A 14,584-nucleotide genomic window follows, 5' to 3' on the forward strand; every position below is an offset into this window, starting at 1 on the left:
GTAAACGTTAGCGATTACTTACGTTTTTTACGCTGAATGGCGTGAATAGCACGGCCATCGGCTGATAGTGCCGCTTCGTGTACGGCTTCTGATATCGTTGGATGCGCAAACGTCATTAGCTGCAAGTCTTCAACACTAGAAACAAACTCCATCGCAATCATACCTTGATGGACGATATCACCAGCACCAGCTGAGATAGCATGCATGCCTAATAGGCGGTCTGTTTTTGCATCAGCAACGACTTTGATAGAGCCTTGCGCTTCACTTTGCGCAAGAGCACGGCCGTTAGCAGCTAGGTTAAATGAACCAGTTTTGACTTCATAGCCTGCTTCAGTCGCTTCTTGTTCAGTCAAACCAACCCATGCGATTTCTGGATGCGTATAGATAACGTTGATAATAGTATCATAGTTGACTTGTGCTTTTTCACCATGGATACGCTCAACCGCCATCATGCCCTCTTCCATTGCTTTATGCGCCAGCATAGGACCACGGACTAAATCACCGATTGCATATACACCATCAAGATTGGTTTTACATTGGTCATTCACGTCAATCAGACCACGTTCAGTCAAGGTAACACCGCTGTCATCACCCAGTAGTTTTTCAGAGTAAGCACGGCGGCCAACACAAACGATGAGCTTATCAAAACGCTCCTCGCTCGATTCGCCTTTGTTTTCACTAGTGACGACGACTTCATCTCCTTGTACTTCAGCATTGGTGACTTTGGTATCGACACGGATATCAAGGCCTTGCTTTTTAAACATCTTACGAGATTCTTTAGCGATGTCTTTATCAGCAGCGGCTAAAAATTCAGGTAGCGCTTCGTATACAACCACTTCACTACCTAAGCGACGCCATACAGAGCCAAGCTCAAGGCCGATAACACCAGCACCGATAACGCCTAAACGTTTAGGCACTTCAGTGAAATCAAGCGCGCCTGTTGAGTCAACGATACGATCGCCGTCAGTTTTGGCGACTGGAATCTCGATAGGCACAGAGCCTGCTGCCAAAATAACGTTTTTTGCAGTGATGGTGGTCTCAGATTCATCTTCTAAAGCGACAAACTTAACTTTTTTGTCACCACCTTTACCGTCAACTAACGTGCCCCAGCCTTGTAGCCAGTCAACGCCGTTACCTTTTAATAATGCTGCTACACCGCCAGTCAACTGCTTAACAATACCTTCTTTACGCTCTATCATTTGCTCGATGTTGATAGAGACGTCGCCTGTACTAATGCCATGCTCATCAAGATCATGTTTAGTCGCTTCATAACGATGCGAGCTGTCAAGGAGTGCTTTTGATGGGATACAACCGACGTTTAAGCACGTACCGCCAAGAGCAGGCTCGCCTTTATAAACGCGTTTTTCGATACAAGCCACACTCATACCCAGCTGTCCTGCACGGATAGCTGCTTCATAACCACCGGGACCGCCGCCAATGACGACCAAATCATAATTGTCTTTCATAGTCCGTTCCTATTTCAAATTTTATACTATGCCTAAAAGCTTGAGTAACCAGAAAAACCGGTGCAAACGCTACCTATTAGTAGACTAAGCAAGTTTGACATGGCCAATCATATTTTTTAGGTTTGGTATTCGTTATCGTTTAAGCTATTAAGCAATTTATTAATAACAAACGTAATCAGCCAGCAGATAACCGTATAGTCAATACACTACTTCAGTATCTTATGCCGTATAACGCTGATGTGTAACCGTGAGAATTGCAGAATAACTGGGAGAGCTTTTGTCACAAAGCTAAAAAAGCTTGTATCGGTGATTACCAATACAAGCTTAAACACTTATAGATCTAATAGTAATAATGATGGATCTTCAACGAGCTCTTTGATAGTCACTAAGAACTGTACCGCCTCTTTACCATCAATCATACGGTGGTCGTAAGACAGCGCCAGATACATCATCGGTAGGATTTCAACTTTGCCATCAACAGCCATTGGGCGATCATTGATAGCATGCATACCTAAAATAGCCGTTTGCGGCGGATTCAAGATAGGCGTTGACATCAGTGAGCCAAAGACACCGCCGTTTGAGATAGTGAACGTACCACCAGTCATCTCATCTAGACCTAATTTGCCTTCTTGTGCTTTACCGCCAAGCTCACGGATTTTGCTTTCGACATCTGCCATGCTCATGCGATCGGTATCACGCAATACTGGCACAACTAGGCCGCGATCTGATGAGACGGCAACACCGATATCATAAAAACCATGATAAACGATATCATCGCCATCTAATGAGGCGTTTACTGCTGGGAAACGTTTTAGCGCTTCGGTAGCGGCGCGTACGAACAATGACATAAAGCCTAGACGTACACCATGACGTTTTTCAAACTTCTCTTTATACTTAGTACGTAAGTCCATCAACGGCTTCATGTTGACTTCGTTAAACGTCGTTAGCATCGCTGTATCTTGTGATGCTGACAATAGACGCTCAGCAACACGCTTACGTAAACGGGTCATTGGTACGCGTTTTTCAGTACGCTCGCCCGTTGACTCAGCGACAGGACGACCACTGTCAGACTTGATAGAGCTATCAGCTTTTAGCTTTGGGCTTGCCATGTCAGTCTTGGTTACTCGGCCGCCGCGACCACTGCCTTCGACTTCTTTAGGATTTACGCCACTTTCTTTGGCAGCTTTACGTACCGCTGGACTTTGATCTTTATGATCGGCTTCATCATGCGGCGCATCTGGACGACTTGGGGTATCGCCATAACCAGTTTCTTTTTGTTGTACTGGTGCAGCAGGTTGATCTGGATCTACGGCTGGCGCTTCATTAGAGCCAGCATCAGAACTGCCACTTGCGCCAGCTTCGAACTCTGCGATTAAGTCAGCTGATTCAACAGTATCATCGACTTGCTTGACGATTTTGGTCACTACACCGTCATCAGGTGCAACGACTTCTAATACTACTTTATCAGTTTCGATCTCTGCTAATAGGTCATCACGATTAACCTGTTGACCTTCAGTGACATGCCATTCAACAATCGTGCCGTCGGCAATCGATTCTGGAAAAACGGGGGCATTGATTTCAGCCATCGATATACTCCTTAGATTTAGATATTACTATTTATTATTACGTCGTGATAGACAGCTATTTCCTATTTAAGGATATGTCATTAATAAAAACATACCCTCATACCTCATTTACTTCTTGATCATATAACCATGTAATAGGAGCTAACTGCTATCGTCTCATTGATTAATCTTATATTGGTGACACTTATTCAGCCAATTTATCCACACTAACACCTAGACTCTCGGCAACCAGTGTTTGCTGCTGCTGAGCATGCAACTTTGGTGAACCAGTCGCTGGCGCTGCACTAGGAGGACGTGCTACTGGATCCATCACTTTCGCTTTAGTCGGATGCGGTACCACAATACGGAACATATGCGGCGCTAAATAATACCAAGCACCTTGGTTCAATGGTTCTTCTTGTGACCAAACGATCTCTTCTAGATTGCTGTATTTTTCTATCTCAGCAATCAAGCGTTTTTCTGGAAGTGGATATAACTGCTCAATACGAACGATGGCCACATGCTCCAGACCCAATGCGCGGCGCTGCTCAAGTAGGTCATAATAAACTTTACCACCGCACAGTACCAAACGTGTGATCTGATCGGCGTTTTGCTGATCAATCTCTGGTAGTACTGTTTCAAATTTGCCGTTAGCAAGCTCTTCTAATTGTGAAGTTGCAAGCTTATGACGTAATAAGCTTTTGGGTGACATCACGATCAAGGGTTTACGAATTGGACGTACTGCTTGACGACGTAGTGCATGATAGATTTGCGCTGGCGTAGTCGGAGTAATGACCTGCATATTGTCTTCAGCACATAACTGTAAAAAGCGCTCAAGACGTGCTGAAGAATGTTCAGGGCCTTGACCTTCATAACCATGTGGTAAGAGCATCGTTAGACCGCAAACACGCTGCCATTTGGTCTCACCACTAGAGATAAACTGGTCGATAACCACCTGCGCACCGTTAACGAAATCGCCAAACTGCGCTTCCCATACAATCAACGCGTTAGGAACTGTCGTTGCATAGCCATACTCAAAGGCTAGTACCGCTTCTTCTGATAGCAATGAGTTGTAGGTGGCAAAACGCGCTTGGGTCTCGCTTATATGCGCAAGTGGCACATACATACTGCCATCGTTGACGTTATAAATTTCGCTATGGCGATGTGAGAAAGTACCGCGGCCAACATCTTCACCAGTGATACGTACTAATACATCATCATTGTCGACAAGAGAAGCATAAGCAAGCGTTTCTGCTGCGCCCCAGTTAAGAGGCTCTTCACCAGTTTGCATCGCTAAACGCTGATCAACAAGCTTTTGCACTTGACGCTGTAGCTTATAACCTTCTGGCATTTTCGCCATGCGGTGACCATACTCTTTTAACTTTTCGATATCGACACTGGTATCCCAATCGTCAACCAAGTCATGACCTAAATACGGTTTCCAGTTAACAAAAAGCGCTTCATCAGGATCGTTGACTAAAGAATTCACCACATAATCACCACGATCTAGCGACTCACGGTATAAGTCCTCGTAGTTTTTGGCTTTTTCTTCATCGATCACACCAGCTTCTACTAATTGCTGTGCATAGAGTGCACGAGTCGTTGGTAACTTTTTGATAACGGCATACATCAATGGCTGAGTTGCAGAAGGCTCATCGGCTTCGTTGTGACCGTTACGGCGATAACAAAACAGATCGATAATAATATCTTTATCAAACTCATGACGGTAATCAAGTGCAAGCTGCGCGGCAAAAACAACCGATTCAGGATCATCACCGTTTACATGTAAAATAGGAGCATGAACCATTTTGGCGACATCGGTACAGTATTCTGTCGAACGCAAATCTTCTTGACGACTGGTCGTAAAGCCAACTTGGTTGTTTATGACAATATGTACCGTACCACCCGTGGTATAAGCACGCGTCTGTGACATCTGAAAAGTCTCTTGCACCACGCCTTGACCAGCAAACGCTGCATCACCATGCACAACAATTGGCAATACTGAGTTGCCATCTTTATCATTATGACGAGCTTGATCATTACGGCGTACTTGACGTGCGCGTACTGAACCTTGTAGTACTGGAGCAACAATCTCAAGGTGCGATGGGTTAAAGGCCAGTGCTAAATGCGCTTCACCGCCTGGTGTCATTACATTAGATGAATAACCATTGTGGTATTTGACATCGCCTGAGCCTTTTTCTGGCTGTACTTTCCCATCAAACTCGTCAAATAGATCAGCAGGATTTTTACCCAAGACGTTAACCAATAAGTTAAGACGTCCACGGTGAGCCATACCGATAACCATCTCTTTGGTACCGTAACTACCAGCACGTTGAATGATTTCGCTAACCGCAGGAATAAAGCTTTCGCCGCCTTCTAAACCAAAACGTTTTACGCCCGTATATTTACGCGCTAAGTACTTCTCTAATCCTTCAGCAGCCGTCAAACGCTCCAAAATAGATAAGCGTTTTTCCTCGTCAAACTTGATATAACCTAGATTGGTCTCGAGATACTTTTCCATCCAACGTTTTTCGGTACTGGTGGTCACGTGCATGTACTCTACACCGATATGACGGCAATAGACGCGCTCCATAATTTCGATAATTTCACGCAATGGCGCTTCTTTTTTACCGATATTAAGATCGCTAGTAGGATATACAGTATCGAGATCGGCTTCTGATAAGCCATGGTAAGCGAGGGTCAAATCTTCGACTTCAGCGCGCGGATGCAGCTCTAAAGGATCAAGCTGTGCACGGCGATGACCACGACGACGATACGCCGAAATCAATTGCTGGACAGCCATCTGTTTAGGGTCTGCACAGTCTTCTGGGGTGCTTGTAGTTGTATTGTCAGAGGCGGGGCCAACTTTATTGGCTGTCTGATTACGGGCAAGCAATAAGAATTGATCTTTAATGGCATTATGCTTGGCATCGTTAGGAGATTGGTACTGCTTAAAATAATCTTGCCAATCCGTATCGACACTGTCTGGGTCGCTTAAAAACTGCTCATAAAGGGATTCGATATAAAGGGCATTGTCAGCGGCAAGTTCAGTATGTTCTACGCCGGCTGCTTCTTTCGTTATACTATTCATAATAATCGTCTATTTGATAGATAAATGAATGGAATCGTGCTTATTATTGTGTGTTCTATTATACGCTAAGCTTTTAAAAAAGTTGGTATACATCATGAAATACTATTTACTAGTTATTACTTATCGATAGTTACTGTTCTTGAGTAATAGTTTGTGAATAATGGTCATTGACTGATTACGCTAAGCGCTACTTATGATCGCTTGATATTATAAATGAGTATGAGCCACGATAATATCAAGTCCAAGCTTCACTGATGTTAGTCACTTAGATAAACAATTGCTTTGCAAAAAATGTTTAAAAACCATTTAAAGTGTCATCTATAACGAGCATACACTGCTGTATAAGGTAACATGCATAAATTACCTGACATAGTTTGTTTGTTCAATACTAAGTATTTACATATTAAATATTAACTATTACTTTTCGAATATTAGTCATCACTTTACGGACATCAGGCGTATATTATTAATGATGGCATGGCTAAAAGTTCGTAGAGAGTTAGTGTAAAGAGTCTATTTTTTAACGTTGTTTAGTAGCGCTATGATAACATTTTTATGAAGCAATATTTATCATAAGTTGCGAAACACCAACTTTATTTATAAGACAGTCTTGATTATGACAGACGTTACTTTCCTAAAAAACTCATAAAGAAACGATTTCTTCGCGCTAAACGAATCTTTAACTTTTACAATCGACAAAATTGTATGATGACCTATCAAATCAACAAGCTTTTTATCATGTATAAATTGTACAGGTAAATAATAGTCAATCTATAATCTCTTACATGCTACCAACGTACTGTACGCATAGACTTACATTAGTTAAGATAAATGACTCTCTTCTTGCTAATCTAGCAATAGAGCATCTTGTGCAATAAAAAAACCGCCTGATTAACAGACGGTGTCTTTGTATGTATAAGAATACCTAGATATTTGGTTAACCAGCTTGATCTAATAATAAATTACGTAGGTTGCCGATCGCTTTAGTAGGGTTTAGACCTTTTGGACAGACCGATACACAGTTCATAATACCGCGGCAACGGAATAGGCTGAACGGATCATCCAAGCGTGCTAGGCGAGCTTGGGTATCAGTATCACGGCTATCAACCACAAAGCGGTTGGCATTAAGTAGTGCTGCTGGTCCTAAGAACTTATCAGGGTTCCACCAAAATGACGGACAGCTGGTAGAACAGCAAGCACATAAGATGCATTCGTACAGACCATTCATCTTTTCACGCTGCTCAGGTGACTGCAAACGCTCGGTTGGCGGCGCTGGCTGCTCATTGATCAAGTACGGATGTACTTTTTCGTATTGCTCATAGAACTGGTTCATATCAACGACTAAGTCACGGACAACAGGTAAGCCCGGCAATGGACGAACAGTAACTTTTTCAGGCAATGTGTTCATGTTAATCAAACAGGCCAAACCATTTTTACCATTAATGTTTACGCCATCAGAACCACAGATGCCTTCGCGACATGAGCGGCGAAAGGTGATGGTTTCATCTTCCTTTTTGAGACGCAATAACACATCAAGCAACATACGATCTGAGTCTTGTAGCTCAATCGTATAAGTCTGCATGCGCGGCGCTGCGTCCACATCAGGATCGTAGCGATAGATTTCGATGGTGCGAGTACCTCGGCTCATAATGCTAAACTCCACACGTAGGTGATGGCGGGCATACAAAATGTGCATCATACCAGCGCTATTGTTCAATTTATATCATAGCACTGGTATAAGCTTGTAGCTAGCGGTCACCTTTTTAATAAATTAATAAGGGATAAAACGGTAATCCTATACGTATACAAGATGCATGTCGTATAAAATTAATAAACGCGAACTTTTGGCTCAACATAATCGACAGTTAGTGGAACTTTACGAACTGGCTTGTAGATAATACGGTTGCCTTCAGAATACCATAGAGTATGCTTCATCCAGTCGTGATCATTACGACCGTTTGGTGCGTAATCATCGTCTTCTGGACGATCGTAGTCAGAGACACTGTGTGCACCGCGGCTCTCATGTCGACTCGCTGCTGATATCATCGTGGCTTTTGCAACTTCATACAGATTAGCGACTTCAAATGCTTCGATACGAGCTGTATTAAATACTTGTGATTTATCAGCCAAATGAATCTGATCAATCTTCTCGCCCAATGCTAGGATTTTCTCTACGCCTTCATCCATCAATGCTTGCGTACGGAATACACTTGCATGCTTTTGCATAGTTGCACGAATCTCATCTGCCACGTCTTGCGCATTGTAGCCTTCTGTAGATTGCTGCAATTTATCCAAACGACGTACCGTAAAGTCTAGTACATGCGGGTCGAGCGGCTTGTAGTTATGATCAGCATGATGATATTCATCAACGATATGCTTACCTGCTGCACGTCCAAATACTAATAAATCAAGCAATGAGTTGGTACCTAAACGGTTGGCACCATGGACACTAACACACGCACACTCACCAATAGCATATAGACCTTTGACGACATCGCCTTTGGCATAAAGACCGTCTTCATCCTTACCCGCTTCTAAATCTGGTACAACCACTTGACCATGAATCGTAGTAGGAATACCGCCCATCATATAATGAATGGTAGGGATAACTGGAATAGGCTCTTTAGTGATATCAACGTTCGCAAAGTTTTTACCAATCTCAAATACCGATGGTAGGCGCTTCATGATGGTATCTACCCCTAAATGCGTCATATCCATAACGATATGATCTGCATTGGGACCACAACCACGACCTTCTTTGATCTCTTGGTCCATAGAGCGCGATACCAGATCACGGGGTGCTAAGTCTTTAACGGTTGGGGCATAACGCTCCATAAAGGCTTCACCGTCTTTATTACGTAAGATTGCCCCTTCACCGCGGCAACCTTCAGTCAACAGCACCCCTGCTCCGTGAACACCCGTTGGATGGAACTGCCAAAACTCCATATCTTGTAATGGAATGCCAGCGCGAACCGCCATACCAATACCGTCACCAGTGTTAATATAAGCGTTGGTAGAAGCGGCAAAAATACGACCAGCACCGCCTGTCGCTAACACCGTAATCGGTGACTGGAACACAGCTACCGCGCCTGTTTCTTGCTCAAGTGCTACCACACCATTGATGTTGCCAGCTTCGTCTTTGATCAAATCAAGTGCAATCCACTCGATAAAGAACTCAGTACCTTGCTGTAAGTTTTTCTGATACAAAGTGTGTAATAGTGCGTGACCAGTACGGTCAGCAGCAGCGCAAGCACGTTGAACCGCTTTTTCACCATAGTTCGACGTATGACCACCAAATGGACGCTGGTAAATCGTGCCATCTTCGTTACGGTCAAATGGCATACCCATGTGCTCAAGCTCATAGACGACTTTTGGCGCTTCACGGCACATATACTCGATAGCGTCTTGATCACCCAACCAATCTGAGCCTTTTACAGTATCATAAAAGTGAAAGTGCCAGTTGTCGTTACTCATGTTACCTAAGCTTGCCCCAATACCGCCCTGCGCTGCAACTGTGTGCGAACGGGTTGGGAATACTTTGGTCAAAACTGCAACCTTCATACCCGCTTCAGCCAAATGTAGTGAAGCACGCATACCTGAACCGCCACCACCGACGATGACTGCATCGTAATTTAAGGTTTTGATGTTACTAATGGTATTATCTTGTCTTGTTGCCATTACGGTTTTCCTAATGCTTGTGAAGTAAATATAAGGAAGTCCAATCAAATATCACGTCAGATTTTTAAGCGTCTTTTGACCATGCTCATCAATCTAGTAATATTTGTAGACCACCTTTAGCCACTTACTAAAATTTGCATATTCTTCATCATACTCAGCTTAGGATGTCTGTCGCTCAATAAGCTTTGTAACGGTGCTCACTACATGATGTCGCGTACTCTATAGTTATGGATACGCCTAATTGACACTGTAAATCCGCCCAATACAATATGATGAATCTAATATGGCCACTGACTGACTGCTTTTAAAGGCGTTAAAAGCAATTAAAGTTAACTATACAGTCTGTCATCGTAGCGTCTAAAAATGAGGTGTCTATAATAATTAAACAGCCACAACACCGAAGCCACTACCCCAAAAGATCATAACTCCCCAGAATAGATAAACTAAAATGGCGATAATCATTAAGGTTTGTAATACCATACGTAGTTTTGGCGCGCTTTCACCCATCTTACCAGAGGTAATATAGTCAGTGAATATGGTCCACATACCGACCCAAGCGTGGCCAGCAAGTGCAAGTACCGCAACCAAACTGAATAGACGCATAGGCAAACTGGTCATAAAGTCAGACCATTCGATAAAAGTCACATCACCATGCATCAAAAAGAAGCCAAGTAACACGACGCTATAGACTGCTAGGACAACGGCACTAATACGCTGGACTACCCAATCACGTGTGCCTGAGCCTGTCAGACCAGTGGCGCTTTTGATTCCTGAATCATTTTTTATCATTAGAACATCACCCATACAAATGACGCGACAATTAGAATCGCTGCAATCACTAAACTGACAACAGACACCATACGTGCTGATTTCAGCTCTTCGTTGTTACCGTTATCAGCAAATAAATGCTTGATACCCATTACAAAATGATATGCAATCGATGCAACGAATATCCATGCTAAAAAGCGAACAAAAACATTATCAAATACGGTTGCAAAGCTTTCAGGTGACGCAAGAGAGGTCTGTAACAACCAAAGCATGACAGGGATTAATAAGAATAGAACAATGCCAGATATACGATGTAGAATTGAAGCTATCGCAATCGGTGAGCGATTAACGGCCATCACTTGGCTCAAAGGCAGATCAATAGGTCGGTTGCTTTTCACAGCGGGCATCCTTTTTGCGGTTATACTCCTGTATCTACTATCAACGCTAAGCAGGAATCTATCCTACCAAACATTTAGCAACACATGAGACGAATAAAGTAAGGAAGAGCTAGCTGACTGTGCTAGTTTACGCTAGGCATTCATATGCATTCAACAGATAAAACATTCACGATTAACTGTCTATATTATTAATACAATGCTTGCTCATCGTCAGTAGTCATAGCACTCATACACGATACTTATATGACGATCACAATTTGCAAGTTGAACACATGGCTATGTTTTAATTAAGTCGATTGTTTTGCTTGAATCAACTATTCTGTCTGTCTAAATTTAAGATACTAGATTCTTTAACCCTACGTATTTTTATTCATATTTTATAGTTGACTGTCTTTTAAGAGGTTCAGTTAACTGGTCTATTTTTAATTGATTCCTTAATAAAAACAGACATTGTCATTTGACTGCCTGCTAAGACACAAACGGTCTTAGAATCAATATAAAAATAGAACAAACAACGCCAATATTGACACTATAAACTATTGTTATAACTATAAATTTACGTATTCAATCAAAAAAAGCACCTTTCGATTCACGATTTAACAAACGCATGTATCTTACTTAACATTCATTAATATATAATCAGCATCAGTCAAATCACGCCATTATAAAATGGCTAGCCGACAATTACAAATTTATCCCTTAAATAGTGAATATAGTGGTTATGTTGACATAAAACCTATCAATGGTAATAAAATTGTCGCAACCTTACTATTTTAGAACCTACCACAAGCAAGCTCAGATTTGACTACTGGTCATGCACTAGATGTTCTTCATCGTATTAATAAAAAACCTAAAACGGTAAAACAAATAAAAAGAGTCAATTTTTATCAAATTAACAGACCCCTTGATACTTTTATAAAAACCTTAAATATGCGCTAAATATGCTAACAGACATATTTTGATACAAAAATTACCTTATATAACTACCCTGAAACCACGTGAATTAGGGATATAGCTGCTAAAACTCTTTTCTAATTATGTCAAATTACTGGTAACATAGCCTCAATCTTAAATCAGTTAAATTCATATTTGTTCATGTAACGTCACAAAATTATGTGTCGTTTGTATTTTTACTCTAACAAGCTAAAACCAATGGAGAGGAAATTATGGCTGATAACATTAAGTCAAATAATGAAGCCACACTAGTAGTAGATGGTAAGGAATACCAACTTCCTATTATTCACGGTACTTTAGGTCGCCCAGTTGTCGATGTTGCTGCTTTACAAGAAGCCGGTTACTGGTCTTATGATCCAGGGTTTAAAGTCACAGCTCCTGTTGAATCAAAAATCACTTTTATTGACGGCGGCAAAGGTGAGTTACTACATCGTGGCTACCCTATTGATGAATTGGCGAACAACGCTGAGTATCTAGAAGTTGCTTATGCTCTTATTCATGGCGACCTACCTAATAAAGAACAAAAAGCAGACTTTTTTGGGAAAATTCGCAAGCATTCAGGTGTTCATGACCAGCTGCGTAAATTCTTTGAAGGCTTTCGCCGTGATGCTCACCCAATGGCAATCATGGTTGGGGTCGTGGGTGCGCTATCAGCGTTTTATCATGAAAGCTTGGATGTCAGTAACGAAGAACATCGTGAAATTACTGCTATTCGTCTGATTGCCAAAATGCCAGCGCTTGCTGCGATGAGTTATAAGTACTCGCAGGGCGAACCATTCATGTATCCACGCAATGACTTTAGCTATGCTGAAAACTTTTTATACATGATGTTTGCCACCCCTGGTGACGTTGACTATAAAGTAAACCCTGTTATTGCCGAAGCAATGGACAAGATCTTTACCTTACATGCTGATCACGAGCAAAACGCTTCAACGTCTACAGTACGCTTAGCAGGTTCTACTGGTGCTAACCCCTACGCTTGTATCGCTGCTGGTATCGCAGCGTTATGGGGCCCATCACATGGCGGCGCCAACGAAGCTGTCCTTGAGATGCTAGATGAGATCGGTACCGTTGAAAACGTACCTGCATTTATGGAAAAAGTAAAAAGCCGTGAAGTGAAGCTAATGGGCTTTGGTCACCGTGTCTATAAAAACTTCGACCCACGCGCTCAAGTACTTAAAAAAGCCTCTGATGAAGTATTAGAAGCTCTAGGTATCAATGATCCTAAGCTTGAATTGGCGATGGAACTTGAAAGAATTGCTCTAGAAGATCCGTTCTTCATCGAGCGTAACTTGTATCCAAACGTTGACTTCTACTCTGGCATTATTTTAAAAGCCATTGGTATTCCAACGTCAATGTTTACCGTGATTTTCTCATTGGCTCGTACTTCTGGTTGGATCAGCCATTGGTTAGAGATGCATAGTGCACCGTTCAAAATCGGTCGCCCACGTCAGTTATATACTGGCGAGACTAAGCGCGATTTTGTCAAAGTTGAAGATCGTAAGTAATCTCTAAGCGCTGCTATAAATAGTAGCGGTTACAGCCATAAAAAATCCCGCCATCGTGCGGGATTTTCTATGGTCATATAAATGATAAGGACAATTACTGAAACTCTTGCAAAGTTTGTTCGTATTTGGCGATTTGCTTATCGTAGTCTTCAATGGTCTCATTAAACTTTGTCATCAAACTTTCAAACTCTTGCTGCTGCGTTAGTTTCATTTGTTGCATATCTTGAGCTTGCTGAGCTTCTATTTGCTGCCATACTTGATGCTGGATAATCAAGCGCGCCAGTGCAGGGCTCTTTACATTGACGCGTTCAGCGATTTCTGCATGCTCAAACAACTGCGGCACTAAAGTGACGATATTAAGTAAGGTATCTGAGTTTTGCGCACTAAGTGCAGTAGCTGCTGGCTGATACAATGCTTGCATGGCTTGCTGATAACGTTCGATGATTTGTTCTTCTGTCAGTACTTCAGGCTTACGCGGCTCAAGACTGATACGCTTTAGTACCTCTAAATCACGCTCTCCTACTTCCGTACTAACGTTTATTTCATTTTCAACATCGTTATTAGATTCATCAATTGCTGTGTCAGAGGCAGTACTAGCAGTAGTGTTGGCACTAGCGTTAGTGTCGTTTTGAGCCGTTGTATTTTCTACTGGTTCAGACGCGCCATCGAGTAATGATGGGCTGATACTGTCGGATGCATCAGCAGCTTTTAGCGCCTCAAACTCTGCTTGCAAGCGTCGCTGCAACCCTTGCATTTGGGTAACATACAATGGCTGAAACTGCTCTATACGTGCTTTAGCAGAATCGCTTAATGGCGCAGGCTTGGTATTTTCAGTATCGGTTTGAGCGTTTGTTTGACTGTCGTCATCCGTTATGGTGGGTTCTGACTGCTGTTGACAGCCAGTCAGTAATAGCGCGCCTGCCAGCATTGCTGCTGCTATACTGGTTGGTTGCAACGAATCTACCCTAGCATTCTTATATTTGGTAGTTTTTTGACCAACTTTATCAACCGCTTTAGGCTTTGAATTCCAAGACTTAAATATCAAGGTACAGCTCCTTTGTTAAAAACAAATATAGCAGATACAACTTATTGTTTATTTCTATGTTGCTAATACTCATTGCCAAGACCATCATATTTTATAATAACCATTATAAGA

At 42.3% G+C, this 14,584-nt stretch carries 9 protein-coding genes; 1 reads left to right on the plus strand and 8 read right to left on the minus strand.

The window, feature by feature from the left end; genetic code table 11:
* Positions 1-14 precede the first annotated feature (14 nt).
* The 7 genes from lpdA to sdhC form a co-directional block, all read right to left on the minus strand.
* The gene (gene lpdA / locus ACS8FC_RS05510; RefSeq protein WP_439296102.1) at positions 15-1,466 is read right to left on the minus strand and encodes a dihydrolipoyl dehydrogenase; all 1,452 of its coding nucleotides are present in this window, start codon (positions 1,464-1,466) and stop codon (positions 15-17) included.
* A gap of 332 nt (positions 1,467-1,798) precedes the next feature.
* Positions 1,799-3,052: a 2-oxoglutarate dehydrogenase complex dihydrolipoyllysine-residue succinyltransferase gene (gene odhB, locus ACS8FC_RS05515; RefSeq protein ID WP_439296103.1), complete on the minus strand. Its 1,254-nt coding sequence runs from the start codon at positions 3,050-3,052 to the stop codon at positions 1,799-1,801.
* A 184-nt stretch (positions 3,053-3,236) separates the two neighbouring features.
* Entirely contained in the window at positions 3,237-6,122 is a 2,886-nt protein-coding gene (locus ACS8FC_RS05520; protein ID WP_439296104.1) for a 2-oxoglutarate dehydrogenase E1 component, read from the minus strand.
* A gap of 937 nt (positions 6,123-7,059) precedes the next feature.
* Positions 7,060-7,770: a succinate dehydrogenase iron-sulfur subunit gene (locus tag ACS8FC_RS05525; protein WP_439262445.1), complete on the minus strand. Its 711-nt coding sequence runs from the start codon at positions 7,768-7,770 to the stop codon at positions 7,060-7,062.
* Positions 7,771-7,949: 179 nt separating this feature from the next.
* Positions 7,950-9,800 (minus strand): succinate dehydrogenase flavoprotein subunit, encoded by a 1,851-nt coding sequence (gene sdhA / locus ACS8FC_RS05530; protein WP_439262447.1) that lies wholly within the window; start codon positions 9,798-9,800, stop codon positions 7,950-7,952.
* A 381-nt stretch (positions 9,801-10,181) separates the two neighbouring features.
* Positions 10,182-10,568 (minus strand): succinate dehydrogenase, hydrophobic membrane anchor protein, encoded by a 387-nt coding sequence (gene sdhD / locus ACS8FC_RS05535; protein ID WP_439262617.1) that lies wholly within the window; start codon positions 10,566-10,568, stop codon positions 10,182-10,184.
* Positions 10,569-10,588: 20 nt separating this feature from the next.
* Positions 10,589-10,975 (minus strand): succinate dehydrogenase, cytochrome b556 subunit, encoded by a 387-nt coding sequence (gene sdhC, locus ACS8FC_RS05540; RefSeq protein ID WP_075103328.1) that lies wholly within the window; start codon positions 10,973-10,975, stop codon positions 10,589-10,591.
* Between the two features lie 1,157 nt (positions 10,976-12,132).
* Here sdhC and gltA point away from each other — a divergent pair.
* Positions 12,133-13,428, plus strand: coding sequence for a citrate synthase (gene gltA / locus ACS8FC_RS05545; RefSeq protein ID WP_439262449.1), 1,296 nt, complete (start codon positions 12,133-12,135; stop codon positions 13,426-13,428).
* A gap of 94 nt (positions 13,429-13,522) precedes the next feature.
* Here gltA and ACS8FC_RS05550 read toward each other — a convergent pair whose 3' ends face one another.
* Positions 13,523-14,473: a hypothetical protein gene (locus tag ACS8FC_RS05550; RefSeq protein ID WP_439296105.1), complete on the minus strand. Its 951-nt coding sequence runs from the start codon at positions 14,471-14,473 to the stop codon at positions 13,523-13,525.
* Positions 14,474-14,584 lie beyond the last annotated feature (111 nt).

The sequence above is a fragment of the Psychrobacter sp. 1Y4 genome (genome assembly GCF_051847555.1).